At 71.0% G+C, this 26,741-nt stretch carries 27 protein-coding genes; 23 read left to right on the top strand and 4 right to left on the bottom strand.

Annotated elements, in window-relative coordinates:
- Window positions 1-10: 10 nt before the first annotated feature.
- Both Q7L65_RS02750 and Q7L65_RS02745 read right to left on the bottom strand, forming a co-directional pair.
- Window positions 11-1,849 carry a metallophosphoesterase gene (locus Q7L65_RS02750; RefSeq protein WP_304718688.1) on the bottom strand — a complete coding sequence of 613 codons (1,839 nt, stop codon included), beginning with the start codon at window positions 1,847-1,849 and terminating at the stop codon, window positions 11-13.
- A gap of 9 nt (window positions 1,850-1,858) precedes the next feature.
- Window positions 1,859-3,421, bottom strand: coding sequence for a DHA2 family efflux MFS transporter permease subunit (locus Q7L65_RS02745; protein WP_370552505.1), 1,563 nt, complete (start codon window positions 3,419-3,421; stop codon window positions 1,859-1,861).
- A gap of 131 nt (window positions 3,422-3,552) precedes the next feature.
- On the opposite strand from Q7L65_RS02745, the gene Q7L65_RS02740 reads away from it, so the two are divergent.
- The 5 genes from Q7L65_RS02740 to Q7L65_RS02720 all read left to right on the top strand — a co-directional run bounded on the left by Q7L65_RS02740 (window position 3,553) and on the right by Q7L65_RS02720 (window position 11,166).
- Window positions 3,553-4,002 carry a MarR family winged helix-turn-helix transcriptional regulator gene (locus Q7L65_RS02740; RefSeq protein ID WP_304718686.1) on the top strand — a complete coding sequence of 150 codons (450 nt, stop codon included), beginning with the start codon at window positions 3,553-3,555 and terminating at the stop codon, window positions 4,000-4,002.
- Between the two features lie 133 nt (window positions 4,003-4,135).
- Complete coding sequence (locus tag Q7L65_RS02735) at window positions 4,136-7,126, top strand: amidase (RefSeq protein ID WP_304718685.1); 2,991 nt, start codon at window positions 4,136-4,138, stop codon at window positions 7,124-7,126.
- A gap of 124 nt (window positions 7,127-7,250) precedes the next feature.
- A complete protein-coding gene (locus Q7L65_RS02730) occupies window positions 7,251-9,713 on the top strand; it encodes an HAD-IC family P-type ATPase (RefSeq protein ID WP_304718684.1) in 2,463 nt (820 codons plus the stop codon).
- Between the two features lie 69 nt (window positions 9,714-9,782).
- Window positions 9,783-10,901 (top strand): AI-2E family transporter, encoded by a 1,119-nt coding sequence (locus Q7L65_RS02725; protein ID WP_304718683.1) that lies wholly within the window; start codon window positions 9,783-9,785, stop codon window positions 10,899-10,901.
- A 40-nt stretch (window positions 10,902-10,941) separates the two neighbouring features.
- Window positions 10,942-11,166, top strand: coding sequence for a hypothetical protein (locus Q7L65_RS02720; RefSeq protein ID WP_304718682.1), 225 nt, complete (start codon window positions 10,942-10,944; stop codon window positions 11,164-11,166).
- Window positions 11,167-11,219: 53 nt separating this feature from the next.
- On the opposite strand, the gene Q7L65_RS02715 is transcribed toward Q7L65_RS02720, so the two are convergent.
- Together Q7L65_RS02715 and Q7L65_RS02710 are read right to left on the bottom strand one after the other, a co-directional pair.
- Window positions 11,220-12,140, bottom strand: a complete 921-nt coding sequence (locus Q7L65_RS02715) for a DUF389 domain-containing protein (RefSeq protein WP_304718681.1) — start codon at window positions 12,138-12,140, stop codon at window positions 11,220-11,222.
- Window positions 12,141-12,330: 190 nt separating this feature from the next.
- On the bottom strand, window positions 12,331-12,537 hold the full coding sequence (locus tag Q7L65_RS02710; protein WP_304718680.1) for a helix-turn-helix transcriptional regulator: 207 nt from the start codon (window positions 12,535-12,537) through the stop codon (window positions 12,331-12,333).
- Between the two features lie 123 nt (window positions 12,538-12,660).
- Between Q7L65_RS02710 and Q7L65_RS02705 the strand changes: the two genes are divergently transcribed.
- From Q7L65_RS02705 to Q7L65_RS02620, 18 genes are all read left to right on the top strand, one after another.
- Complete coding sequence (locus tag Q7L65_RS02705) at window positions 12,661-13,893, top strand: peptidoglycan-binding protein (RefSeq protein ID WP_304718679.1); 1,233 nt, start codon at window positions 12,661-12,663, stop codon at window positions 13,891-13,893.
- Complete coding sequence (locus Q7L65_RS02700) at window positions 13,890-14,147, top strand: hypothetical protein (protein WP_304718678.1); 258 nt, start codon at window positions 13,890-13,892, stop codon at window positions 14,145-14,147. Before Q7L65_RS02705 ends, Q7L65_RS02700 begins: the two co-directional genes overlap by 4 nt.
- Window positions 14,148-14,149: 2 nt before the next feature.
- On the top strand, window positions 14,150-14,557 hold the full coding sequence (locus Q7L65_RS02695; protein ID WP_304718677.1) for a hypothetical protein: 408 nt from the start codon (window positions 14,150-14,152) through the stop codon (window positions 14,555-14,557).
- Window positions 14,554-15,234 (top strand): hypothetical protein, encoded by a 681-nt coding sequence (locus Q7L65_RS02690; protein ID WP_304718676.1) that lies wholly within the window; start codon window positions 14,554-14,556, stop codon window positions 15,232-15,234. Before Q7L65_RS02695 ends, Q7L65_RS02690 begins: the two co-directional genes overlap by 4 nt.
- Window positions 15,235-15,292: 58 nt before the next feature.
- Window positions 15,293-16,720: a hypothetical protein gene (locus Q7L65_RS02685; RefSeq protein ID WP_304718675.1), complete on the top strand. Its 1,428-nt coding sequence runs from the start codon at window positions 15,293-15,295 to the stop codon at window positions 16,718-16,720.
- Window positions 16,721-16,732: 12 nt separating this feature from the next.
- A complete protein-coding gene (locus Q7L65_RS02680; protein WP_304718674.1) occupies window positions 16,733-17,164 on the top strand; it encodes a hypothetical protein in 432 nt (143 codons plus the stop codon).
- Window positions 17,161-17,733 (top strand): hypothetical protein, encoded by a 573-nt coding sequence (locus Q7L65_RS02675; protein WP_304718673.1) that lies wholly within the window; start codon window positions 17,161-17,163, stop codon window positions 17,731-17,733. Before Q7L65_RS02680 ends, Q7L65_RS02675 begins: the two co-directional genes overlap by 4 nt.
- Window positions 17,734-17,753: 20 nt before the next feature.
- Window positions 17,754-17,921 (top strand): hypothetical protein, encoded by a 168-nt coding sequence (locus Q7L65_RS02670; RefSeq protein ID WP_304718672.1) that lies wholly within the window; start codon window positions 17,754-17,756, stop codon window positions 17,919-17,921.
- A gap of 378 nt (window positions 17,922-18,299) precedes the next feature.
- The gene (locus tag Q7L65_RS02665) at window positions 18,300-19,220 is read left to right on the top strand and encodes a hypothetical protein (RefSeq protein WP_304718671.1); all 921 of its coding nucleotides are present in this window, start codon (window positions 18,300-18,302) and stop codon (window positions 19,218-19,220) included.
- Window positions 19,217-20,107 carry a hypothetical protein gene (locus Q7L65_RS02660; RefSeq protein ID WP_304718670.1) on the top strand — a complete coding sequence of 297 codons (891 nt, stop codon included), beginning with the start codon at window positions 19,217-19,219 and terminating at the stop codon, window positions 20,105-20,107. Before Q7L65_RS02665 ends, Q7L65_RS02660 begins: the two co-directional genes overlap by 4 nt.
- A complete protein-coding gene (locus Q7L65_RS02655) occupies window positions 20,104-21,558 on the top strand; it encodes a hypothetical protein (protein WP_304718669.1) in 1,455 nt (484 codons plus the stop codon). The genes Q7L65_RS02660 and Q7L65_RS02655 overlap by 4 nt, the downstream gene beginning before the upstream one ends.
- Complete coding sequence (locus Q7L65_RS02650; protein ID WP_304718668.1) at window positions 21,555-22,145, top strand: hypothetical protein; 591 nt, start codon at window positions 21,555-21,557, stop codon at window positions 22,143-22,145. The genes Q7L65_RS02655 and Q7L65_RS02650 overlap by 4 nt, the downstream gene beginning before the upstream one ends.
- A gap of 4 nt (window positions 22,146-22,149) precedes the next feature.
- Window positions 22,150-22,464, top strand: a complete 315-nt coding sequence (locus Q7L65_RS02645) for a hypothetical protein (protein ID WP_304718667.1) — start codon at window positions 22,150-22,152, stop codon at window positions 22,462-22,464.
- A gap of 1 nt (window position 22,465) precedes the next feature.
- Window positions 22,466-23,932 (top strand): baseplate J/gp47 family protein, encoded by a 1,467-nt coding sequence (locus Q7L65_RS02640; protein ID WP_304718666.1) that lies wholly within the window; start codon window positions 22,466-22,468, stop codon window positions 23,930-23,932.
- A gap of 5 nt (window positions 23,933-23,937) precedes the next feature.
- A complete protein-coding gene (locus Q7L65_RS02635; RefSeq protein WP_304718665.1) occupies window positions 23,938-24,360 on the top strand; it encodes a collagen-like protein in 423 nt (140 codons plus the stop codon).
- A gap of 8 nt (window positions 24,361-24,368) precedes the next feature.
- On the top strand, window positions 24,369-24,584 hold the full coding sequence (locus Q7L65_RS02630; RefSeq protein WP_304718664.1) for a hypothetical protein: 216 nt from the start codon (window positions 24,369-24,371) through the stop codon (window positions 24,582-24,584).
- Window positions 24,585-24,596: 12 nt separating this feature from the next.
- Complete coding sequence (locus Q7L65_RS02625; RefSeq protein ID WP_304718663.1) at window positions 24,597-25,385, top strand: hypothetical protein; 789 nt, start codon at window positions 24,597-24,599, stop codon at window positions 25,383-25,385.
- The gene (locus tag Q7L65_RS02620; RefSeq protein ID WP_304718662.1) at window positions 25,385-26,740 is read left to right on the top strand and encodes a hypothetical protein; all 1,356 of its coding nucleotides are present in this window, start codon (window positions 25,385-25,387) and stop codon (window positions 26,738-26,740) included. The genes Q7L65_RS02625 and Q7L65_RS02620 overlap by 1 nt, the downstream gene beginning before the upstream one ends.
- Window position 26,741: the final 1 nt, after the last annotated feature.

The raw sequence follows: 26,741 nt of genomic DNA, 5'->3' as shown, positions 1-26,741 counted from the left end.
GTTGTGACGATCAGCGCGGATCCCGGATCAGCAGTTCGACGTTGCGGTCGCTGCGTCTGCCCGGCCCGCCGCCGCCGGTCACCTCGCGCGTCTGCGGGTCATTCGCCGCGAGCGTGCGGGCGAGTGAGCCGAGCTGGACGTCGCTGAAGCCGGCCGCGGCGCCGGGCTTCGGCGGGGCGATCGGGGCCGCCGTGTCGAGGATCGTGCCGAACAGCGACAGCGTGCCGTCGCGGTTGTCCATCAGCTCCAGCTCGCGCGACTGCTGTGGGAAGTCGATGTGCGCGGCGGTGTTGACCTGCCAGAAGCCATGGCCGCCGCGCTTGAACGCGCGCACGCCGTTGTGGTGCGTGTGGCCGTTGACGAACGCGATCACGTGCGGCTGCGACAGCAGCAGGTCGCGGATGCTCTTCGGTCCGCTCACGCCGAGGTGCAGCGGCGTCGATCTGCGCGGGTCGCCGTCACAGCCCGGTCCGTCGGGATCGGTGCAGCCGGCCGCCTCGTCGGGCGTTCTGTTCGTCAGCGTCTCGAGCGTGTGGTGGCCGTAGACGATCACCAGCTCGTCTCTGGCCGCGGCGGCTCTCAGCGTTCTCGCCAGCCAGCGGTACTGCGGGTCGTCGAGATTGCCCTCCGAGCCGCCGCCCTCCGCGACCGTGTCGAGCGAGATCAGCCGCAGCCCTCTGCGCGGCGCGTAGGAGTAGTAGAGCGCCGTCCCGTCGGAGGCGCGCAGCTCGGCCGGGTCGGTCCAGCCGAAGCCGTGGCGGTCGTCGGCGCGGCCCTGCAGTCGCTTGTACTCGGGCTTGGAGACGAGCGCGCGGTCAGGATCGGGCGGCGTCTGCGCGGCGCCCGCGAGCAACCCGCCGATGAACAGCGGGCTGCCGATCTCGGCGAACACCTCGCTGCCGCTTCTGCCGGCAAGTCTGGCCGGATCGAACGCGGACGACGGGTAGATCTTCAGGCAGCCGGTCGCGATCCCGCGGAAGAGGGCGCTCGAGGCCGGCGCGTTGCCCTGCACGAGCCCGTCGTGGTTGCCGCGCGAGGAGTACCACGGCACCCTCAGCCCCTCGGCGGTGAACGGCCGCTGCGCGCGCTCCATCAGGCCCGGGTAGCGCGGGAAGCTCGCGTAGGCGCCGCCGGCCGGCGCGCTGTCGGGATCCCAGAAGCCGGCCTGGCGGTCGGCGCCCGCGCCTGGGTAGTCGTCGTAGTCCTGGATGCCGGTGTAGCGGCGCGCGGCGATGTCGGCGTTCAGCTTCGCCGTCTGCGCAGGCGTCGCGCCGGGGCAGTCGTTGGCGGCCGTGATCGGCTTGCCGGAGAACGGGTCGACGCGCCCGCCGTCGAGCACTCTGACCATCCACTGCGTCTCGTTGCGCTGGGTGTTGTCGGGCAGGTCGCCGGTCGTGATCGCGAAGCCCAGTCTCGCCCGTCTGCCGTCGCCCTGCTTCACGGCGCTGACGCGGTTGCGGTTGACGTTGCGCACGATCGCGTCGAACGTCTGCAGCCCGAGCGCCTCCTGCGGGCGCCATGAGGCGCTGACCGCGCCGCCGGCCGGGTCCAGCAGCTCGACGCGCGCGGGCGACATCTCGTCGGCGATCTGCGGGTCGGTCAGCTGCCCGAAGAACGCCAGCGACGTGCGCTGCTTCAGGCGCTGGCGTCTGGCGGGCGCGAGCGTCGTGCGGACCGTGTACGGCTCGCCTCTGCCGCGCTGCAGCGGGTGGTACGGCCCGTTGCCGTAGCCGCCCTGCACCTGGATCGTCTCCTGCAGCGTCGAGCGGCCCTGCGGGTCGGCGACGGCGGCCGGGGCGGCGAGGGCGAGCGCGGCTCCCGCCAGCGCGACAACGGGCAGCGTTCTCATGTGCAGACTCTACGCCTGCACGACCTCGTGTGTCACCTCCGGCGCCGGTCTGTCGCTCGTGGAGGGGGCGACCGGCGCCGCCGGCCGTCTGCGCGGCAGGAACAGCGCCGGAACGATCGCGATCAGCAGCACGATCACCGGCCACCAGAAGGTGTGCGCGAACGCGTCCGCGAGCAGCGGGGCGACTCTGTCGACCGCGTTCGCCGGGATCGCCTCGAGCGCGCCGAGCCCGCCGCCGCCGGCGTTCGCGGCGGCCGGCGGCAGCCCGTCTCTGATCTGGTGCTGCAGCACGACGGCGAACAGCGCGGTGCCGATCGATCCGCCGACGCGCATCAGCACGTTCAGCGTCGTCGTCGCGCGCGGGACGTCGGCGTGCGAGAGCGTCTGGTAGGCGGCCGACATCGCCGGCATCATCGTCATGCCGGTACCGAGGCCCGCGACGAACAGCGACCCCGCCAGCAGCGCGTAGGAGGTGTCGGCGCCGAGTTGCGTGTACGTCAGGTAGCCGAGCGCGACCAGCGGCAGGCCGGTCAGCACGACCTTGCCGGCGGCGCCTCTGTCGACGATCCGCCCCGCGATCGGCATCATCAGCGCCGCGCCGAGGCCCTGCGGCGCCATCAGCAGGCCGGCGTCGAGCGCCGATTGGCCGCGCACGATCTGGTAGTAGAGCGGGAACAGCAGCATGCCGCCGAACATCGCGGTGCCGAACAGGACGGTCACCCCGGCCGCGGCGGAGAAGGCTCGCACCTTGAACAGCCGCAGGTCGACGAGCGGGTGCGGCGAGCGCAGCGCGTGCAGCACGAACAGCGCCACCAGCACGACGCCGGCGACCATCGGGATCAGCGCGCCGGCCGAGCCGATCCCGCCCTTCGTCGAGGTCTCGGCGAGGCCGTACACGAACAGCGCGAGGCCGGGGGAGACGAGCAGCAGGCCGAGCAGGTCGAGCTTCTCACTCGGTCTCGGCACGTCTCTGTCGAGGATTCTCCAGGCGAGCGGCAGCGCGATCGCGCCGATCGGGACGTTGACGTAGAAGATCCAGCGCCACGAGACGTCGTCGACGAGCCAGCCGCCGAGCACCGGGCCGAGGATCGGCCCCAGCAGCATCGGCACGCCGACGATCGACATCACGCGTCCGACGCGCTGCGGGCCGGCCGTCTGCGCCAGCACCGTCATGCCGGCCGGCATCACCATGCCGCCGCCGAGCCCCTGCAGCACGCGGAACGCTATGAGCGAGTCGGCGTTCCAGGCGAGACCGCAGAGCGCCGAGCCGAGCACGAACAGCGCGACCGACGACATCCACAGTCGTTTGGTGCCGAATCGATCGGCCGCCCAGCCGGTCAGCGGGATCACGATCGCGAGCGACAGCAGGTACGCGGTCGAGACCCACTGGATCGTCGACAGCGAGACGTCGAAGTCTCTCGCCAGCGTGTCGATCGCGACGTTGACGATCGTCGTGTCGAGGATCGTCATGATCGCGCCGAGCACGACGACGATCGCGACCATCCAGACGTGCCTCGGCAGAGGTTCGCCGGCGGCGCTGTGTGAGGGGGCTGCTGTGTCGGGGCCTGACATCGGTGTGCTCCTGACGGATCGTGGCGACGGCCAAGATCGTTCCAGATTGGAATGATCCTCGCAAGTCATCATTCCGACATAGAACGAGTTGATACGCTGGCCACGTCATGTGCCCCTCAGGACCCGATGCCATGCACGGTCTCACGTTCGTGCTCTCGCAGCTCGGTTTTCACGTCTCGTTCGCCTTCAAGGAGGCGCTCGAGCCGCTCGGGCTGGCCCTGCCGCACGTCGGGATCATGCAGCTGGTCGGGCGCGAGCCCGGGCAGAGCCAGCAGGCGCTCGCGACGAAGCTCGGGATCCCGGCCAACCGGCTCGTCGGGATGATCGACGAGCTGGAGGCGCGCGGCCTCGTTCGCCGCGACCGCCCGCCGACCGACCGCCGTGTCTTCGCGCTGCGGTTGACCGCCGACGGCGAGCGGATGGTCGAGCGCGTGCGGCAGATCGGGATCGCGCAGGAGGAGCGCCTGACCGCCTCGCTGACGCCCGCCGAGCGCGATGCGCTGACCGCGCAGCTGCAGCGTCTCGCCGATGCCGAGGGCCTCACCCCGGGAATCCATCCGGGCCTGCGCAAGTTCGCCTGAACCGCAACGCCGACACGCCCGAAGCACCGGCTACCGGTTGGAAGACGTACCCGCGCAAACGTTCGCCCGATGGCCATTCGGAGCCGGCCACGCGTCCAACAGCATCTTCTTCACATTCGAAGAGGAGCTGTGAATGCAGGATGGGAGACCGATTCTGAAGGGGGTCGCCGCGCTGCTGGGCGCGGCGGCGGTGACGCTGGGAGGTGCCGGGGCGGCACAGGCGTACAACTACGTGGCGAGTTCCAACGGCGAGTACTGGGGCGTCCAGGACGCGGCCGCGCCGCGGGTCGACACAGGCAGCATCCGCGACACGACCTCCAACGCGCTGCGCGGCTTCGGCGGCATCCGCGTGCAGGTCTCGACCGATCCGTTGCGCAACGGCGAGCTGGTGCGCGGCTTCGGGCTCAAGCTCGATCCGCCGGACCGCTTCTCCAGCACGAGATCGGTCGATCTCGGCGGCGTCGCGATCGAGCGTTCGATGCGCTTCAGCCAGGCCGACAACTGGGGTCGCTGGCTCGACACCTTCAAGAACACGACCGACCTTCCGATCACCGTCGACGTCGCGTTCGGCGGCCAGACCGGCATCGGCAATGCGTCCGGCTCGACGAACACCAGCGTCGGCGCCAGCTCGAGCGGCGACCTGACCGCCGGGACCGACGACTCGTGGGTGCTCATGCGCACCGGCGTCGCGCCGGCCGAGACGAGAGCCGCGGGTCCCTCCGCGATCGTGCTCGGCACCCCGAGCCCGTTCGGCGGTGCGATGACGCGCACGGTCAACTTCGTGCGCGACCCGTTCGACGAGACGCCGTTCGCGAGCGCCCACGAGGCCAACTTCGTCGGCTACCAGAACACGCTGACGCTGCTGCCGGGCCAGACGAAGTCGCTCGTGCACTTCGTCGTGATCGGAACGACGGAGTCCGACACCGGCACCGGTACGACCGCGCCGGGCGCGCAGACGACGGCCGTCAGAGACATGGCCGCCAGACTCGCCGCCAGACCGGTCCTGTCCGACCTCAGCACGCCCGATCTCTGCTCGCTCGCCAACTGGAACCTTTCGGCGGTCACGATCACGGCGTTCGACCCCGCCAACTGCGCGGTCGCGGGCGTGCCCGCGATGCCGCCGCTGACGGCGCCGGAACCGACCACGACCGGCTCGCCGTACAACGTCGTCGGCAAGTCGATCGACGACATGCAGGCGGACATGGAGTCCGGCGTCACGACCTCGCAGCAGATCACGCGCGCCTACCTCGACCGCATCGCGGCGTACGACGTCGGCCCGTGGGGCCTCAACTCGATGCACTACGTCGCCAGAGACGCGATGGCGCAGGCGAAGGCCGCCGACGACGCGCGCGCCACGGGCGCCAGAGGGCAGCTGCTCGGCATCCCGGTCGTGGCGAAGGACCTCTACGACACGAAGGACATGCCGACGACGAACGGGTCGCTCGCGTTCGAGGGCTTCCAGCCCGAGACCGACTCGACGCAGGTCGCGCTGCTGCGCAGAGCCGGCGCGATCATCCTCGGCAAGGCCGCGATGGAGGAGTACGCGCTCTCGGGTCAGTACTCCGACGATGCCTGGGGCCAGGTCTGGAACGCGTTCGAGCCGTCGAAGTCGTCGATCGCCTCCTCGGGCGGCACCGCCGTCGCGACGGCGGCCGACTTCGCCGCCGCGGGCCTCGGCTCGCAGACCGGCGACTCGCTCTACGGCCCCGCCAGCGCCGCCTCGCTGTGGACGCTGCGCGGCACCGACGGGATCGCCAGCTCGCACGGCGTCTGGCCGCTCTCGTGGCTGCAGGATTTCCCCGGCACGATCGCGCGCTCCGCGGGCGACCTCGCCGACATGCTGAACGTCACGACGGGCACGGACCCGCTCGACCCGCTGACCGCCGAGGCGGACGAGAAGCGGCCGGCGGACTGGCGCGACTCGCTCGACAGAGAAGCGCTCAGAGGCAAGCGGATCGGCTACTACGCCTCGGCGTTCGTCGACCCGTTCGCGACGACCGGGACCGTCAACGCACAGCTGCAGGCGCTCAGATACTTCACCGACGCGGGCGCGACGCTGGTGCAGATCGACGCGCCGAGAAGCTTCGCCTCGGCGGGCGGTGACAAGGCGTACACGGGCTGGAAGTTCTGGATCGACGACCACCCCAACTCGCCGTACAAGGACCCGCGCGACATCCTCGCCAACCCCAGACGGCTGCCCTACCGCTACAGATCGTTCCAGAACGGCTACAGCAGCACGGGCATGATGACGCCGACGCAGATCCAGGCGTACAGAGACGCGCGTGCGCTGGGCAAGACGCAGGTCGCCGACTGGCTCGACGCGCCGTCCAACCCGGTCGTCCCGGACACGGCGACGCCGTCGCCGGGGTCGATCGACGCGGTCGTCTTCCCGGGCCTGCGCAGCGACATCAGCCTCAACGACGGCGGCAGCTCGGCGTTCGGCCGCGGCGACCCGCCGACCAACGGCGTCGGCGCGCCGACGGTGGCCTTCCCGGCCGGCGTCAACGACCACGGCGAGCCGATGAACCTGCAGATCGTCGGACGCGCGTGGGACGACGCGAAGCTGATGGGCTACGCCTACGCGTTCGACCAGGTCGCGCACGGCCACGTCAAGCCGGACACGGTGCCGCCGCTGACCTACAGAGCAGACCCGACGCCGGACGATCCGGACGATCCGACGCCGGACGATCCGGACGACGTCCCCGAGCCCCCGACGCCGATCCCGCCGGCCCCGGTGCCGCCGGTGCCGCCGGCGCCGCCCGCTCCGCCCGCGCCGCCGGCCCCGAACCCGACCGTCGTCAGACGCGGCGTCTCCTTCAGAGCGCCGAGAAGCGTCAAGGTCGGCAGAGCAGGGATCGTGAAGGTCGCGCTGCGCTGCTCGGCGAGCGGCACGAGAACGTGCAGCGCGACGGTGACGCTCAGAAGCGCCGGCGGCAGAGTGCTGGCGCGCAAGACGGTGACGCTGAGAGCCGGCCGGACCGTCACGGTCCAGCTGAAGCTCGGCAGAGCCGGCAGAAGAGCGCTCAGAGCGCACAGATCGATCGCGGTCAGATTGCAGGCCGCGGTCAAGGACGCGAGCGGCGCGCACGTGAGCACGAAGCGGATCGTGCTCAAGCGCGGCTGACGCGTTCGCGGCAACAGCAGCCGTAGTCGCGGCGAGCGCGGCGGGAGCCTCCTGGCACCCGCCGCGCTCGCGCGTTCGGTCAGCCGCACCGTCGCGGGCCGGGCCGTCGACTAGCCTCCCCGGCATGACCGGGACAGAGGTCGCGCGCGCGACACCGCAGAGCGGGTTGACCGAGGCGGAGGCGCAGCGACGCCTGCAGCAGCGCGGGCCGCTGCCGGAGCAGGCGACGAGCCGCTCCTACCGCTCGATCGTGATCGCGAACACGTTCACGATCTTCAACCTGATCCTGCTCGTCTTCGGGCTGCTGACGATCTTCTTCGGCGATCCCAAGGACGCGCTCTTCGTCGGGATCCTGATCGCCAACATGACGATCGGCATCTTCCAGGAGGTGCGCGCCAAGCGGGCGCTCGACGGGCTCGCGGCGCTGGTCGCGCCGCACGCGAGCGTGATCCGCGACGGCGAGACGAGAAGAGTCCCGGTCGCCGACGTCGTCGTCGGGGACCTCGTGCGCGTGCAGGCGGGCGACCAGGTCGTCGCCGACGGCAGGCTCGTGCGCGCCGACGGGCTCGCGCTCGACGAGTCCAACCTGACCGGCGAGTCGGAGTCGGTGCGCGGGGAGGAGGGGCGCGGCGTCTTCTCCGGCTCGTTCGTCGTCGACGGCGACGGCACGTTCGAGGCGACCGCCGTCGGCCCCGACAGCCGCGCCTCCAGACTGGCCGCGACGGCGCGCGCCTTCCGCCATCCGCGCTCGCCGCTGGAGCGCGCGATGGACAGACTGCTGATCGTCTTCGTCGCGGTCATGTTCCCGCTCGCGCTGGCGCTGGGGATCTCGCTCGCGATCCGCGACGTGAGCCAGGCGCAGGCAGTCGAGACGCTGACGGCGGCGGTCGTCAACATCGTGCCGGAGGGGCTGATCCTGCTCGTCTCGCTGACGATGGCGGTGTCGGCCGCGAAGATGGCCCGCCGCGGCGTGCTGGCGCAGCAGCTCAACGCGATCGAGTCGCTCGCGTCGGTCTCCGTCATGTGCACCGACAAGACCGGGACGCTGACCGAGGCGGCGCTGCGCGTCGTCGAGACGCTGCCCGGCGACGGCTGCTCCGAGGACGAGCTGCGCGCCGCGCTCGGCCGCTTCGCCGCCAGCGCCCCGTCGCGCAACGGGACGCTCGACGCCGTCAACGACGCGCGCCTGGCCGGCGACGACGCCGCCGTCGAGCCGACCGCGCAGGTCCCCTTCTCCTCCCGCCGCCGCTGGAGCGCGCTGGAGCTGGACGGCGTGCGCTACGTGCTCGGCGCGCCGGAGGCGTTGTTGGCCGGCGGGGGCGGCGGTGTGGGCGGTGCGGTCGCGGGCGGCGACGGGGCGAGCGCCGCGGACGGCGCCGCCGCGCTGCGCGAGCTGGCGACGACGCACGCCTCGACCGGTCGCCGCGTGCTGGCGCTCGTCGCCGCCGACGGACCGCTGCCGCCGGCCGCGCCCGATGCGCCGCTGCCGCAGGGGATCCGCCCGCTCGGGATCGTCGTGCTGGCCGAGCGGCTGCGCAACGACGCCGACAAGACGGTCGCGTTCTTCGGCCACGAGGAGGTCGCGCTGAAGGTGCTGTCGGGCGACAACCCGGCGACCGTCGGCGCGATCGCGCGCGACGCGGGGATCCCCGCCCGGTCGGCCGCGCTCGACGGCGGCAGCCTGCCCGAGGACGACGCGGAGCTGCTCGCCGCGGTGCGCGCCGCGCCCGCGATCGGGCGCATCTCGCCGGAGGACAAGGCGCGCGTCGTGCGCGTGCTGGCGGAGGCCGGTGAGTACGTCGGCATGCTCGGCGACGGCGTCAACGACGTGCCCGCGCTGAAGCAGGCGCGGCTGGCGATCGCGCAGGGCAGCGGCACGCAGATGGCGCGCTCGGTCTCCGACCTCGTGCTCGTCTCGGGCGAGTTCGACGAGGTCCCGCAGATGGTCCACGAGGGCCGTCAGATCCTGCGCAACATCCAGCGCGTCGCGCGGCTGTTCGTGACGAAGGCGGTCTTCACCGCGTTCCTGCTGATCACGATCGCGCTGCCGAGCGGCGTCTTCCCGCTGCTGCCGCGCCAGTTCACGCTCGCGTCGTCGCTGACGATCGGGATCCCCGCGTTCTTCCTCGCGCTCGCGCCCTCGACCGGCCCGTGGCGGCCGGACGGTTTCCTGAAGGCGATCGCGCGCTTCTCGCTGCCGGCGGGGATCGCGACCGGAGCGGGCATCCTCGTCGCCTACCTGGTCGCGCGCCACGGCTTCGACGCGACGCTGGAGGAGGGCCGCACCGTCACCGTCGCGACGCTCGTCGCCTCCGGCCTGGCGATCGTGATGGTGCTCGAGGACGAGCCCGGCAAGCGCCGCTGGATCGTCGCGGGGCTGTGCGCGCTGATGGCCGTCGGCTTCGTGCTCGTCAACGCGATCCCGGCCGGGCGCGACTTCTTCGACCTCGCCGACCCGACCGGCGGCATGGTCGCCGCGTTCGCGATCGGCACCGCCGTCACGCTCGTGCTGCTGGCGATCGCGCTGCGGTTCGTGAAGGTGCTGGACGCGCGGGCAGAGGCCGACGCGCGCGTCGAAGTCGCGTAGGCGCTCGCACGCGGCTGTTCTCCCGCGCGCGAGGCAGGACCCGCGTCCGCCGGGGCGAACTGTCGGGGCATGGGTGCAGAGCAGCGCCCCGCGTCGCTTGCGCGGGCTGTCTTCACGACGACGATCACGGTCGTCGCGGTCGTCATCGGTCTCTACCTCGTCTACCTGCTGCGCAAGCCGATCGGCTGGCTGCTGATCGCGACGTTCGTCGCGGTCGCGCTGTCGGGGCCGGTCGCGCTGCTGCAGAAGCGGATGAAGCGCGGCTTCGCGATCACGCTGACGCTGATCGGCGTGCTGCTGGTGCCGGTCGGCGTGCTCGCGATCATCGTGCCGCCGCTCGTGAAGGAGGGCTCCAAGCTCGTCGAGAGCGTGCCGGACTACGCGCGCGAGTTCACCCAGTACGTGAACGACAACGAGAAGCTGCAGAGAATCAACGAGGAGTACGACGTCACCAGAAAGGTCCAGGACTGGGCGAACGACCTGCCGTCGAGAATCGGCGACGCGGCACAGCTGCTCGGAGACCTCGGCGTCGGGATCGTCAACTCCGTCTTCGCCGCGGTCACGATCTTCATCATGGTCGCGTTCATCCTCGGCAGCGGTCCGCGCTGGATACGCGCGCTGCTGGCGTTGCAACCTCCCGACCGCGCCAGACGAATAGGGAGAACGCTCGAACAGATGGGGCAGGCGGTCGGCGCCTACGTCGCCGGGGCGCTGTTCCAGGCGCTGATCGCAGGGATAACCACCTTCATCGTGCTGACGATCCTCGGGATCCCGTTCGCGGCCCCGTTGGCGGTGTTGACGGCGCTGTTCGACCTGATCCCGATGGTCGGCGCGACGCTCGGCGCGATCGTCGTCGGCATCGTGACGGTCTTCTCCGACTTCCCGGTCGACACGATCATCTGGGTCGTCTGGGCGATCGTCTACCAGCAGGTCGAGAACAACCTCGTGCAGCCGCGGATCCAGAACCGCGCCGTCGGCATCCACCCGTTCGGGGTGATCTTCGCGGTGCTGTGCGGCGGCACGCTGCTGGGGATCCCGGGCGCGCTGCTGGCGGTCCCGGTCGCCGCTTCGCTGCAGATCGCCGCGAAGGACTGGTGGGACTGGCGGATGGAGCGCAAGTCCGGGCTGGCGCTGCCGCCCGGGGTCGCCGCCGCGGGTCCCGAGTCGCCGCCGCCCGCGGCCACCTGAGCCGACGCCGGGCGCGAGCTACCATCTGCGGATGGCCCCGATGACTGACAACGAATCGTTCGTGTGGGCGACGCAGCTGTCGCTCGGCTCGGATCTGACGCCCCCGGCGATGGCCGCCCAGCTGGTGCGCTCCGAGCTGTACCTGTTCACGGAGATCGTCGACGTCCTGCCGGCCTCCAGAGCCGACACCGTCGTCGTCGTGCACGAGGGCCCGGCCCGGCCCGGCGCATGGCGCGCCGAGCTGGAAGAAGCCGGGATCCTCTAGACGCGGCTTGTCGGCCGCAGCGCTGGTCGGCACCGGCGGCGCTGCCGACACCGCTAGGCGCGTCGCTCGCCGTCGCTGCTGCTGCGAGCCGCGGCCGCGTGCTCGTGCCGCCGCTCCCGCACGTGCGCGGCGTACCGCTGTATCAGCAGCGTCACGGTGCCGGACGCGATGATGCAGCCGACGTTGACGCCGAGCACGGCGAGCGCGCCGACGGCCTTGTGGCCCTCGCCGAGCCCGATCCCGACGCCGAGATAGGCGGACGCGGGGATCGTCGTGACCGAGATCGCGACGCCGACCGCGGCGCTCGCGCGCGTCTGGAACGCGAGCACGCCCGCGACGCCCGCGGCGAGCGCGACGAGGATCGTGAAGATGTCGACGGTCGCGAGCGTGCCGAGCGCTCCGCGGTTCAGGACGAAGTCGTCCGGCAGCCAGTCGGCCAGCTTCAGCAGCCAGGTCACCAGCGCTGCGACGACGGTCCCGAGCGCCAGCCCGATCGCGAGCGTCAGCGACGCGCGCCAGACGAGTCGCACGCGCGCGCCGACGATCCCGACGCAGATCGCGCAGATCGGCAGCAGATCCGGGCTGACGGCCATCGCGCCGATCACGAGGATCACGTTCTTGTCGAGCACGCCGAGCGCGGCCAGGATCCCGGCGACGCCCATCAGCGTCAGGTAGCGCCCGACCGGTCGCGCGTTCGCGCGCGCCTCGCCGAGCACCTCGACCCACGCCGGCCCGCTCTGCGAGCGCGTCCCGCGCTGTAGCGTCGCGCGCGGCGCGACGACGTCGAGATGCGCGATCACGTAGTCGTCGTCCGGAACCTCGTGAAACGCCAGCAGCGCGACGACCGCATCGGCCGCTTCCTCGTCCACGTCGGCCGAGACGACGCCGTCCTGCAAGGTCACGCGCCGCACGCCGCGCACGCCGCGCAGCTTCTCGGCGAGGCGCTCGCCGGCAGACAGTCGAAGATGGAGCATCGGGAACCGCGGACGCTACTCGAACCACTCGCGCCCTGTTTACAAGGCGGTCGCCGTGTCGTGCGAGCAGGCCGCGATCGCAGGCAGGACGGAGCGATCGAGCGTCGGGTGGGGTGGAGCGGGGGTGCCGGATCCGGGCTGTTTCGGGCCCCGGTTCGGGCCCAGGATCGGGACCAGGGGGAGCGACCGCTCAGGCAGCCTTGCGCGCGGCCTGCGCGGGCCAGGCGATGCCGTCGCGCGGCAGGCCGACCGCGACCGCGAGCACCGCGCGCGTCGCGCGGCGCGGCGAACAGAGCGCGTGCTCGATGTCGTAGATCTGGCGCGCGCTCACGCCGGAACGACGGGCGAGGCCTTCGCGTGAAAGACCGGCGCGCTCACGAGCTTCTCTCAGCAGCACGGACGGGATCGTAGCTGCTGCAGCGGCCAAGATCCTGTTGACGGTGGGCGATCCGGCGGAACCTCCGGAGGAACCGCCGGATCGCTAGGCGGATCGCTGCCGGCGGTCGCATGCTGCGCCGCAATGGTCCGCTCCTTCGACGGTCAGCGCGTCAGCGACGACTGGTTCCACGTCCTCTCGGCCGCGCGCCGGGCCGGCGTCGCGTTCCAGCTCAACAGCGGCCAGCGCACCTTCGAAGAGCAGCAGCGCCTCTACGACCTCTGGAGAGCCGGGATCGGCAACCTCGCCGCCGTCCCGTCGCACTCCGCGCCGCACATCCGCAGCGGCCGCCAGGACCACGCGCTCGACGTCGACATGTACGCCGGCGTCGGCACCGCGGGCCTGCGCAGCTGGCTGCGCGCGCACGGCGTCGCGACCTCGCTGACGGTTCCCGGCGAGGGCTGGCACGTCGAGGCCGACAGCGCCGGCGACCTCCACGCCGCCGCCGTCCGCCTCGCCAGGCCGCTGACGATCCTCGACCGCCTGCGCGCGCGTCCGCTGCGCCGCGGCACGAGATCGCCTGACGTGCGCGCGGTGCAGGTCTACCTGCGGCGCGGGGGCTACTTCGACGGCAAGCCCGCGAAGAAGATCGGCACCTTCGGCCCGGCCCTCGTGGAGGCCGTGAGAACGTTCCAACGGCACGTCCGGCTCGACGCCGACGGGATCGTCGGCCCGAAGACCTTCGCGGCGCTGCGGCGCCGCTACGGCTGGCGGGTGTGGTCCAGACGCAAGGCCGCGGCGCCGGTCGCGCCGGCGGGCAGGCCCGCCGCGGGTGCGCCGCCCACGGCCCCGCCGAGCATCGCCGCGCCTGCACCCGCCCCGCAGCTGCGGATCTCCGCGACAGGCCTCGCGCTGATCGAGGAGTTCGAGGGCTTCTACGCGCGGCCCTACGCGGACCCCGCCGGTCACGCGACCGTCGGCTACGGCCATCTGCTCCACCTGGGGCCCGTCACCGCCGCTGACCAGCGCGCGACGTGGGTCGCGGATCAGAGCACGCCGGGCCAGCTGACCAACGCCGAGGCGCGTCAGCTGCTCCGGCAACAGCTCGCGACGCAGTACGAGCCGACGGTGACCGCGCTGCGGCTGCCGCTCGTGCAGCACCAGCACGACGCGCTCGTCTCGTTCGTCTACAACGTCGGCACCGGAGCGCTCGGCAGCGACACCGGCATCGGCAGAGCCTTGCGCGCCCAGCGTTGGAACGTCGCCGCCGACGAGCTGCTGCGGTGGGACAAGGCCGGCGACCCGCCGGTCTCGCTGCCCGGCCTGGCGCGCCGCCGCCGCGCCGAGCGCACGCTCTTCCTGACGGGGTCGCGATGAGCTTCCTGCGCGCCTTCCTCGACGACCTCGCGACGCTCAAGCTGCCCGTCACCGCGGCGGCGCTGCTGAGCACCGTGGTCGCGCTGATCGAGCCGTTCGGGATCACGCTCGGCGGCGACACGACCGCGAAGCTGACCGCCGCGCTCGTCGCGATCGGGATCGTCTCGCAGTACCTGCAGGACCGCCTCGGCGGCGTCGTCGTCAAGACCAACCCGGCGACGCGCAGCGTGCCGCCGACGGAGGTTCACGAGTAACCATGGCCGCTCCCGCCTGGGCGCCCACGCCCGACCAGGTCGCCACGGTCCTGTCCTCCCGCACGCGCGGGCGCGACTCGATCGCCGCGACGTCCGCCAGAGAGCTGGGCAGATTCACCGAGACGACGCGTCCGACGGAGACGCAGGTCAGAGCGCTGATCGAGCTGGCCTGCAACGACGTCGCGATGCGCTTCGCCGGCCGCAGCCCGTGCACCGACGCGTTCGAAGCCGCCGCGGCGACCGCGGCCGTCTACCGCACGGCGCAGCTGATCGAGCTGTCCGTGCTGCCCGAACGCACCGAGGCCGGCACCGCCTTCGACGCCTTCTCGACGCTCTACAACGACGCCGTCGAGGCGCTGGCGGAGGCGATCATCGCCGGCTGCCCGCTCGACTCCGAGGAGAGCCCGTGAGCGTGAACACCTCACGCGTGCTCGGTCCGTTCACGACGCCGTGGTCGCTGAGAAACGCCGCGCGCGAGCTGCTGCTCGGCTACCACCTCGGCATCTACCTCGACGAGATCGTGCGCCAGCAGACGCCGTTCGGCGGCACGGTCAAGCGGATCGAGCGTCCCTTCGACGTCGTCTGCCGCGAGCGTCCGAAGCCGCGTTCGCAGGAGCTCATGCCGCTGATCGTCGTCTCCTGCCCGGGCACCTTCGACGACATCCGCTACCGCGCCGGCGACGGCGAGTACACCGGCACGCTTCGGCTCGAGGTGCACGCGATCACACGCAATGCCGACGAGCTCGTCGGCGGAGCGACCGCCAGCATCCTGGCGCTCGGCGCGACCGCGCTGCTGCTGCAGGAGCTGCCGCTGACGACCGGCTTCACCGCCCGCTGGGTCGGCGTCGTCGCGACGCCGCCCGAGGCACCCGACGAGGTGCGCGAGCCGGCGGACGACATCGACCAGCTGCTGTACACGGAGGGCCACGTGCTGGCCGTCTCCGGCGTCCTGCTGTCGGATCTCGGCGGCCCGCTGCCGCTCGATCTCAGAGATCCGCCGATCGAAGACCCCGCGCTCGACCTGGAAGACGGGCCGAGAGTCGAAGAGATCGCCCTGACCACCACTCCCGTCGAGGAGATCCCATGAGCGAGGCCGTGCCGGTGCACGTCGAGTTGTCCGCAACCAACGCAGGAGATGCAAGCTGATGCCGCTGCCTGAAGTGATCGTGCGCCGCGGAGATCGCGGCGCCGCGCCGTTCCCGGCCGACGACGTCTCGACTCGTTTCGAGGTCGTCGCCAGCGACCGCGGCCCGGTTGGCGAGCCGGTCGAGTGCCGTTCCTTCGCCCAGGTCCGCCAGGCGTTCGGCGACCACTCCACGACCTCGACGCTGCGCGCGGTCGAGTCCTACTTCGCCGAGGGCGGCAGCCGCGCCGTGTTGTCGCGGGCCGTCGGCCCCGCCGCGAGAGTGGCGAGAGCCACGCTCACCGGCGGCGCCAGCCCCGTCGCGACGGTGACGGTCGAGGCCGCCGGCGAGGGCACCTTCTACCACGGCGTCAGAGTGGCCGTCGCGGCCTCCGACAGCGGCGACGACCGCCTTGTCACGGTGACGCTGAACGGCTCCACGCTGGTCAGCGGCACCGTCTCCAGCATCGACGAGGCGATCGAGCTGATCGACCTCTCCGGCTACGTGACCGCGAGCGCGGTCACGAACGGCAGATGGCCGCTGACGGTCGCCGGCGCGACGCTCGCCGACGGTGCCGACGACGACACGAGCATCACCCACACCCAGGTCAGAACGGCGCTCGCGGCCTTCGACGAGGACTTCGGCCCCGGCTCGGTCTGCGCCTCCGCGTGGGACGGCATCGACGTCTTCACCGCGCTCGCAGACCACGCCGCCGCGAACAACCGCTTCGCCCGCGGCGACTTCGGCCGCACCGCGACGGTCGCCACGATCGAGCCGGTCGCCACGACGGTCCGCGGACTCCCGAACGCCAGATACATCCAGCTGCTGGCCGGCTGGATCAACGTCTCGGTCGCCGGTGTCACGGTGCCCGTGCCGCCGTCCGGGGTCCACACCGGCCGCGAGGCGCTGGCCGATCGCGAGAACGCCGCCGGCCCCGGCCAGCCGTGCTCCTGGACCTTCGGGGAGTACCGCACGCCGGTCGGCGTCGTGAAGCAGTTCACCCGCGCCGAGCGCGAGACGCTCAACGACCTCGGCGTCAACGTGATCGTGCAGGACCCGCAGGGCGCGATCTACGCCGAGGACGCGATCACCGCGGTCGACACCATCAGATACCCGCAGTACGCCGAGGTCTCGGCGATGCGCGTGACGATGGCGGTCCACGCACAGGCGAAGCAGGTCCTGCGCAAGCGCGTGATGCAGACGATCGACGGCCGCGGCCATCTCGCCGCCGCCGCCACCGGCGACGTCATCGCGATCTGTGCCGACTGGTACGCGCGCGACGCGCTCTACGGCGGCGACGCCGCCGAGGCGTACGCGGCCAGCGTCGTCGCGGAGACCGAGGCCGGCAGACGTCCCCGTCTCGTCGGCTACCTCGCCCTGCGGCCGTCGCCTTCGGCGCACACGGTCGAGCTGACCATCACCCAGGTCGCCCCGAGCGACACGATCTAGGAGACGCTGACGATGGCTCACCCCCTGACGAGCGAATGGCAGTTTGTCGCGACCCTCTCGCTCGCCGACCTGAGAGTGGACGGCAACTGGGACGCGATCGACGGCGGCGACACGACCTCGCCGACGCGCAGCTACCGTCCCGGCGGCAACGTCGCCCAGCAAGCGCTGGCGGGCGTCCCGACCACCGGCGACGTGGTGCTCGAGCGCGCCTACCGTGGTGAGGTCGACGGCTCGCTGCGGCGCGACCTGGTCGCCCGCATCGGCAGAACGGCGACGGTCCAGTACTACGCGATGGCCGACGACAGAACGAAGGTGCCCGGAAGCGGCGAGTCGATCAGAGGGATCCTCAAGGAGGTCACGCGGCCGTCCTTCAGATCCGAGAGCGACGGCGTCTCGCTGTACAGAGTCATCGTGACGCCGGTCGGCACCTGGTTCCCGTCGTGACGAACCCCGATCCGTTCGCGGCGGACGACGTCGTCGACGAGGTCGAGCACGGCGAGGCAGCCGCGGCGGGCAGCGATGCCGCCGCGGCCGACTCGCCGCTGGCGCGCCTGCGGCGCACCTACGTCGAGCGCCGGCAGCAGGCGGAGCTGTTCCTGCCGTTGCCCGGCTGGGGCGACGAGCTGATCGCGCGCGTCACGGTCCCGGACCACGACTTCGCAAGCACGCTCACCGGCACGCCGGGAACGATCGACTGGATGGGCGACTTCGTCGCCGCGACCGTCGCCGGGCTGTATGCGGGCGACGGCGTCGACGACGAGGGCAGACCGCGGCTGACCGCGCTGGAGGGCTCCTACGGCCCGCTGCGCTTCGACGTGCACTACAGCGAGGCTGTCGGACTGCCGCAGGCGCTGTCGGCGCGCGGCGCCGTCCACTCGGCGTTCACCGTCGGCGGCGAGGGCTCGATCCCGGTCGTCAACGTTGTCGCGCTCTCCGACTTCGCCAACACGATCGAGCGCTGGCTCACCGACACCTCCCGTGAGATCGCGGAGGCGATCGTCCCGGGGCGCTGAGCCTCGGCGAGCAAAGTCATGTGGAGCTTGCGCTGGCACTCGGGCTGGACCGGATCGCCGAGCGGCTCGTCGCCGGCGATGCGCTCGAGCGCGTGTTCTGGCGCGAGCGCCTCGCCGGGGCTGACAAGTACGCCGCCAAACGCGACGAGCGGCTCGCGCACCACGTCGCCAAGCTCATGTGGGGATGAACGATGACCGGAGCCTCGTGGAATGACATCACCGGGGCGGCGAGAATGCCCTGGGACGTCCCGTCACCGCTGCCGAAGCCGCCTGCGCCGAGAAGACAGACGCTTCCCCCACCCCCGACCGGCTCCGGTGTCGTCGGTTACCAGGGCTACAAGGAGTCTGGCGGGAGGGGCGTCTGGAGCGCCGGGAACGGTACGCCGGGTACCCAGGGGCTGGTCTATCCGCTGTCTCCGACGGCGACCGTGTCGCCTGTCACGCCTGCCGCGCCGCGGCCGAGACCGCTGCCGCCCGCGGTCACCCGACGGAACTCGAAGTTCTTCGGCGCACTGGGGCTGCTGAGACCGTCGCCGCTGCTCCCGCCGAGACCGAAGCATCCGTTCATGTCGGAGCTGAGATTTCCGAGACCGACACCGACGATGCCGTTCCCAGAGTTGTACTACGCATACAACGGCGTCATGCCGCCGTCGATGTCGACGCCGCCGGATGAGGATCCAGCCCTCAAACACTCGGCGTGGCCGGGCGAGGCGCCAGCGACGCTGAGCGACGTGATCGGGCCCGTGTGGGACGTCATCCCCGGGAGCGCGTGGCTCGGCCAGGCGGCACACGACTACAACACCGGCAAACTGGCCCTCGATACGGGCACCGTGCCGTTTTGGCTCCCGGGCTCGGGCGGCGGCCTCCCCGCTCTGCTGAGAAATGAGAGAGGAATCGTCGGCACGATCGCCCGAGGGACCGAACGGTTCGGGAGAGCCGCGGATCTCGTCGGCACTGGCGCGACGGTAGTCGAGTGGTGGGACACGGAGGCCAGATTCGCGCGCGGAGAGGCCGCTGAGGGGGAACTGTGGCGTGCCCGGGGCGGCGCCTTGCTCGAGGTCGCCCCGTGGAAGGTGGCGAAGGTGGGCGGGCTCGCGCTCGGATGGTACTCCTACGACGAGGAGCACGAGAGCTCGGGCTCGACCGCCGAAAAGGTTCTCGTGCCGGACCCGACCGCTCAGACAGCGCGCCCCGGTCGCGCGCCGGGCGCGACCACCGAGCGGGCTCACGGCGGTCGCGTGCGCCATGGCGAGACGACACTGGTCGGCGAACGCGGCCCGGAGATCGTGCAGCTCCCGGCCGGCTCCGACGTGACGCCTGCGCATCGCTCGCGTCAGCTGATGGAGCGTGCCGAATCCGCCTCGCCGTTCGGCAGCGGGGCGGGCGCGCAGCGTGACCTTCACGTCCATCAGTACCTGGATGGTCGCGAGGTCGCGCGCTCGACGGTGCGCAACCTCGACGACGAAGAGCAGTGGGGATGGCGATGAGCGACAAGAGCGACTGGATGCCCGAGACGCTGGCTGAGGTGATCAGCCGGCTCACTGCGAGAGCGACGCGCGCGGCGCAGCGCCAGGCGCACATGCAGTCCGAGAACGGGCCGAGAACCCTGCCGGACAGACGCCGCACGACCAAGAGAAAGAGACACAGACCCGCCTACGACGTCGTCAGACTGGTCAGCAAAGAGGACGACCTGGTCGTGAAGGCGCACCTCGACGACGGCTATCCGCAGTCCTTCGGCGGATACGGCGGCTGGGAGGACGAGACGCGGCCGGGACAGACCTCGGCGACCGTCTTCCGTGGGACGAGCGCCCCGCAGCTGCGGCTGAGACTGATCCTGGGCGGCTGGCCGCGGAGAAGAGACGTCGACTGCGAGCGCGACATGCGCGTGCTCGACCACTTCGCACGACTGCCGTTCGACCGCAAAGAGGACCGTCCGACGCTGCTGCGGATCCGCGGGCAGGTCCCCCATCACCACCGCCGCTGGTTCGTCGAGAAGCTCGAGTGGGGCGAGGTCGACGTCGTCAGAAACACGCGCGTGCGAGCGTTCGTGACGGTGACGCTGAGAATGTACGTCCCGGTCGACCTGCTCAAGCGCAGAGATCCGATCGCGAGACCGACGCGCTCCTACACCGTCAAAGGCAGAGAGGACCTGCGCAGAATCGTCAAAGAGGAGCTCGGTCTCCACGCCACCAACGAGATCACTGCCGCGGCCCGCTACGTGCGCAGAATGAACCACCTCAAGCCCGGCGACAAGCTCAAGGAGAGAATCAAGTTGCCGAGAGGCAGCTGGTGGCGGCGGGAGGTCAAGAGAAGAAAGACCGAAACGGCGAAGCCGAGAGCGCCGAAAGTGTGGAGCGGGAGAGCGAGAAGATGAGCGCGCTGTACACCCTTCCGGGTGACGCGCGTCAGCTCGACGGCGACATCCGCCTCGACGGCAAGGGCGTCGACCTGCTCGTCGGCGACGGCCTGACCGCCTTCGAGGAGGAGCTCAGCCTCGTCGGCTCGTCCGTCGTGAGAATGGGCGTGATCGACCCTGAGCGCGTGCTCGTCGACTCCGGCCTCTTCAAGCCCAGAGCGGACGACGACGAGCGGCTCGAGCGCGAGGTCCGGCTGGAGCTGGACGGCGTCGAGTACTGGCTGCGGTCGATCGCCAAACGCGACGACAGCTTCATGCTGACGTTCGAGGACTCCACGATCTGCAGGCTGCGTGCCAAGGGCAAAGTCATGCTCGCCGACTCCAGCGCGACCGATCACCAAGCCTTCGTCAGAAGACTGTGCAAGAAGGCGGGCATCGACGAGCTGATCCTGGAGTACCCGAGCGAGCAGGAGCGCAGAGGGCGCGGCTCGCTGAAGGGCGCCTCCAGAGGCAAGCGCAGAAGCGCCCTCGCCAACGCCGACGACCGTCGCGCCGAGGGCATCGACGACGATGCGAAGGTGAGAGTCAAGTTGGTGTGGGCGGCGACGCGGCAGCTCGACGTCGCCAACCAGCTGCTGACGGTCGCGCGCGAGCTGAGCGCCAACGACAAGGCGACGCAGGCGCTGATCGTCGCCGCGATCGAGGAGTCGGCGCTCACGAACGAGACGAAGGCCGACACGCGCGGCCGGCTCGGCGTGCTCGGGGCGATCCCCGAGCGCTCGCGCAGCCATCGCGGCAGATTTCTGCGAGCGGGCGCGATCGACGTCGAGTTCAGCGCCGAGGCGTTCCTGCGCGACCCCGGCTTCGCCGGCGAGGCCGGCGCGATCAGATTGGCGCGAACCCACACGAGTTGGAGCGTCGGCGCGATCGCGCACGAGGTGCTGAGACGCGGCAACGCCGGCCTCTACGACCGCTGGGAGTCGCAGGCGCAGGAGCTGATCGAGGCGTTCCGCAACGACGACCCCGACGAGGACGAGGACAGCAGCAAGGACCAACTGCTGGCCGTCATCAAGGGCGAGACGTACTGGGACGCGGCCACCCGCACCGCCGACCAGAACGACTTCATCTTCTTCGTCGCGTCGAACAAGGCCTACTACCTGCCCGAGAGAGCGCTGCGCACCAGCCGCGCGCGCAAGCGGATCGGCGAGCAGACGCCTGGAATCCACACGATCGACTGGGAGTGGGCGCCGCACAAGCGGATGCGGCGGATCGACGTCACCTGCGATGCCGCCATCTGGGACGTCCCGCCGGGCTCGATCGTCGTGCTCGACGAGGACTGCGGCCCGGCCGCGGGTCGCTGGCTGGTCGGCGGGTACCGCCGCTCGCGCTACCACGCGACCGCCACTGTGACGCTCGTCAGAACGCGCAAGAGAACGAAGAGAGACGACGACAAGGACGACGACGAATGAGCGCGTTGCGTCGCAGAGAGACAGGCTCCGAGCCGGTCGCGCGCGAGGCGCGCGTCTCCAACCCCGACCCTGACGAGCTGACCGTCACGATCGACGACTTCGACGGCGACGAGCCGGCGCGCCACGCGTGGCCGGTCGTCGGCTGGCCTGCGAACGCGACGGCCGTGCCGGCGCGCGGCGACCGCTGCCTCGTCGTGATGTCGGAGATCGGCCGTGCCTGGGTCGTCGCGGCGGAGTGGACCGGCACCATGCCGGACTGGCAGAACCTGACGCCGGCCTCGGGCTGGGCGCAGGACGACGCGACGACCTCACCGGTCGGCTGCGCGAAGTCGGCGGACGGCTGGGTCACGCTGCGCGGCGTCGTCAGAACGACCGCGGCCATCACCAGAGGGCAGAAGCTGCTCGAGCTGCCGAGAGGCTCCTGGCCGGGCACCGATCGCAGCTTCCCGGCGTCGGTCGGCACCGCCCTGACGGGGCGCATCACCGTGAAGAGAACCGGTGACGTGGTTGCGGACGTCATCCCGTCCGGAACGGTCAGAGGCGACCGCTGGACGCTCGACGGCATCGGCTACTGGGCGGAGGACTGAAGAGATGATCGACACCCCACACCTTTCATTGCCGCTGCGGCTCGACCGCGGCACGTTCGCGGCGGTCGAGCAGGACTCGCCGCAGCAGGTCGCCGAGTGCGTCGAGGCTGCCGCCCGAACCGAGCTCGGCTGGCGCGTCGAGGCGCCCGAGTTCGGCGTTCCCAACTACATGATGACCGCCGGCGGCGTCGACGTCGACGAACTGCGCGAGGCGCTCGTGACCTCCGAGCCACGCGCCGAGGTCGTCGCCGAGTTGGTCGAGTCGCTCGGCGACCTGCGCGCCGAGAGCATCCGCATCCTGATCGAGGAGGAGTACTGACGTGGCCGTGATCCGACCCGAGATCGAGACCGACCCTGCGGAGCTGGAGCAGATCGCGATCTCGTACCTGCAGGAGGCGCTGCCCGGCTGGGAGCCGGCCCCGGGCGACCTGATGACGTGGCTGATCAGCGCCCACGCGCAGATGATCGCGGAGGAGCGCGACATCGCCGCGGACGTGCCGATCGAGCAGATCATGCGCCCGCTCGGCGAGCAGGTCCACCTCGTCGCGCCGAGGCTGGCGCTGCCGGCGAGCGTCGACGCGACCGTCACGGTGCGCGATCAGGCCGGCTACACGGTCCCCGCCGGACTCGAGGTGCTCGTGCGGACCGCCGGCGACGATGGCGTCACGATGGTCGTCGTCAGAGACGCGACGCTGAGACCGAGCAGAGGGCTGAACGTGCAGGTCCAGCTCGAGGCGGCGCCAGGCAGAGAGGGCAGCGCCGGCAACGGCCTCGACAGCGACAACGAGATCGTCTCGCTGCGGGCGCTCGAGTTCATCAGATCGATCAGAATCGACGCGCCCAACGTCTCCTCCGGCGGCCGCGACGCCGAGACCGACGAGGAGTACCTCGAGCGTCTCGTCGACACGCTCGCGCTCGCCTCCCCGACGCCGATCCTGCCCGACGACTTCGCCGCGATCGCGCGTCAGGTCGACGGCGTCGAACGCGCGCTCGCGATCAACCTGGTCGTGGACAGACCGGAGATCATCGAGATCATCAGCGAAAGCTTCAACGGCTACGTGTTTGCCGCCGGCGAGCAGGCCCATATCGAATGGGGAGAAGACGGACCGGCCACGGCAGACGAGGTCAGAAGAAGTTTCGAGCGTGTCTTCTACACCGCCGATGTGACCGGCGGTGGGAGTGAATTCGTCGTCATCCTTCCTGCCCTGGAGTGGACGCCCTATGGACCGTGGAGCTTCGTCGTGACCGGGGGTGGATCGGTTGACGGCTTCACTGTCATCCAGGAGGCTGAATACCAGGTCGCGGCTGAGCGTGCGGTCACGGTCGCCGTCATCGACGAGGCCGGCGAGCGACCGGAGCTTGCGGTGCTCACGGCGGTGCAGACGACGCTGGAGTCGATGCGCGAGGTCAACTGGCGGGTCTCGGTGATCGGGCCGTCGTATACCGAGATCAGCGTCGACTTCACCGCCGTCGCGTGGCCCGACTACGACGCTGCGACGGTGCAGCTGGCGGCGGTCGCGGCGATCACCGACTATCTCGAGCCGGCGAACTGGGGGCGCGGAAAGGATGGCGATCAGGCCGACGACGCGACGTGGATCCAGGAGCCGGTCGTCCGCTATCTCGAGCTGGCGCAGGTGCTCAACGACGTGCCCGGAGTCCACTACATCGACAGCCTGCGGCTGGACGGTGGAGCCGGCTGGGTGCAGGCCAACGTTCCGCTGGGCGGACGCGCGCCGCTGCCGCGCCCGAAGGACAGAGGGATCACCGGCAGAGTGATCGGCAGCTGAGTCCGATGGCGATCTACACGAGCGACACAGAGGTCAAAGTCGTCGAGAACGGGTTCGAGGTGCCGCTCACGCGCGAGCGGCTCGCAGCCGACGTGATCGCGCAGGCGGGCGGCACCGCCGCGCTCACGGGCCCGCCCGGTCCGTCCGGCGCCGACGGGGCGCCGGGGGCGCGCGGCGAGACCGGCGCTGCCGGCGCCCCCGGCCAGGGCGTGGCGACCGGCGGCACGAGCGGCAGACTGCTCGCGAAGACCGGCTCCGCCGACTACGCGACTGGCTGGATCGATCCCCCGATCGACGGCAAGGCCGTGGGCTACGCATCGAGCACCGCCACCGTGCGACCGGCGGGCTACGCGCTCGTCGTATGGATCGGCCTCGACGCGCCGTCGAACACTGTCAGCGCCAACGGCGACCTGTGGATCAAGAGCTGAGGTGGACGATGGCCAGACTGCGCCTTGAAGCCGACCTGATCTTTGACGACGGCGATCCCGTCGCCGCCGCGACCTTCGACGCGCTCGTCGCGCTGGCACCGAGCCTGCGCACGATCCCCGGGGGGAGAGAGGACACGCTGAGCCGCGTCAAGCTGCACCGCTGTCACCACGACGATCCGGTCGGCGCGCCCTGCGAACCGCTGCAGGACTGGGAGGTCGAGTAGGTGCCGGTCCGCATGTTCGACAGCACCGACGACGTGCTGCGCTGCAACCGCGGCGCGGCGGACATCACGGGCGACTGGACGTTCGCCACGATGCTGCGCTGGAGAGGGGCGCGTCTCGAGACGGTCTACCTGCCGCACACCGCGGGCAGACTGGCGTACGGCTACGGCCTCGAGATCCTCAGCGGCGGCGCCCTCTACCTCTACGCCGGGACGCCGGGGTCCGGCTTCGGCTACTCCGAGGTGAGCTCGCCGAGCGTCCACGTCGTCAGGGGCAAGTGGCGCATCCTGGCGATCACCAAGAGATCGGGCTCCGTCCAGGCGGACTTCCACAGCTACGACTTCGACACGAGACTGTGGAAGCAGGAGACCGCTGCCAGCCCGTCGCCGAACTGCACGTCGATCGGCGCCGACGGCGTCGTGACGTTCGGCAAGTATCAGAGCAGCGACACCTACAACTACACGGGCGAGCTCGCCGCGGCGGCGGTCTGGAACCAGGCGCTGTCGTACGAGACGGTCAGATCGCTCTCGCAGGTCAACGCGCTGGTCGACTGGGCGTTCGTGTCGAGTCCGAGAGCGCTCTGGCTCTTCGACCAGCGGCGCGCGAGCGCACCGGTCGAGGACGTCATCGGCTCCGCTGACCAAAGCGGCACCAGCGGCGCGAGTTCGCTGGCGGAGCCGGCGCCGATCCCCGCCCGCCTGGCGACGACGGCGGTTCGCACGACGGCCGGCTGGGTCGAACACGATGTGTCGGTGCGAACGAGCGCCGGCTGGAGACGACCACCGACCCCGGAGATTCGCTGATGGCCGAAGGAGACGTGATCTTGGAACTGGAGTACGAAGACGGCGGGCCCACGCTGGGCTCGTGCGGCGCCGTGCTCTACGCCGCGGTGGCGCCGCTCGCCTATGCGGACGAGGAGAACGGCTGGCCGCTGGCGCACCTGTGCGAGGCGCTCGGCCGTATGCGCCAGCCGATCTCAGACATGGTGCGTGCATGGGACGAGCGCGTCAGAGTGGACGAGGTCCGCGAGGGCTATATGCAGACGGTCGTCCGCTCGGGCTGGTCGAGAGCGACGCACGTCACCGCCGCTCCGGGCGCTAGAGAGGCGGTCGACGGCGGCTTCGACATGCTGCCGTTCCTCGGCCAGCTTGTCGGCGTCCGCGACATCGAGGGGCTCGACGACGCCGACCGGCGTGCCGCGATCCGCGAACGCGACGGGTTCTCGCGCGGGCGCCCGCTCTCGATCAGATCGTTCGCGGAGCGGTTCACGGGCGGCGGTGGCGTGGAACTGCGCGAGCGCTACGACCCGAACCTGCCCAGAGGTATCGACGCGCCGTACCACGGCCGCGTGATGATCAAGAGATCGCGCGTGAGAGGCCTCCAGCGCGTCAATCTGGCGACAAACCCGCGCGCTCAGGTCAACACCGCCGGAGCGAGCGCGGCCGGATCGAGCGGTATCCTCGGCGCGACGCTCAGCCGGGTGGCGTGCTTGTGGCACCCGGGTATCGAGTGGTGCTACCGCGTCACCGGTGCGCAGCCGAGCGACACGGAGTACCGCTCGGTGCGGTTCGTGCTCGGCGGGACCGGCAGATCTGCGCTGCCGGTCATCCCGCGGCGTCCGTACACGATCTCCGCGTACGTCAACGTCTCCGATCCGGCGTCGCAGACGACGGAGCCGCAGGGCCTGCAATGGGCGGTCGCCTGGTTCGACGTGAGCGGCGCGGCGCTGACGACCTCGTTCGGACCGGGTTTCCTGGACGAGGGCCTTGACGACGCACGCGTGTCGAGCACGTTCACACCTCCGTCGGGGGCGGTGTTCGGCCAGTTCCGGCTGCAGCAGTCGACGTCGACTCCGGACGACGTCATGCAGTTCGAGCTGACCGCGATTCTGCTCGAGCAGGCCGACGAGCTGCGCGAGTTCGGCGACGCCCTCACCCCGGGCTGGAGAGCCGACGGCACGCTGCACGCCTCGCAGTCACGCGACGACGGGATCACGGCGGACGAGATCAGAACGCGGGTGCTGGCCCGTGTGCCGGCCGGCCTCATCTACGACGTGCTGATCGTCGACTACGCCGTCTACGACGACATCGCGGCAGAGACGACGTACGCCGGACTGAACGCGAGCGTGACCAACTACGACGACCTGCTGGAGGGCTGAG

Source organism: Conexibacter sp. CPCC 206217, from assembly GCF_030646165.1.
Classification (GTDB): domain Bacteria; phylum Actinomycetota; class Thermoleophilia; order Solirubrobacterales; family Solirubrobacteraceae; genus Conexibacter.
Note: the sequence above shows the minus strand (reverse complement) of the source record. Positions and strands in the feature narration are given on the sequence as shown.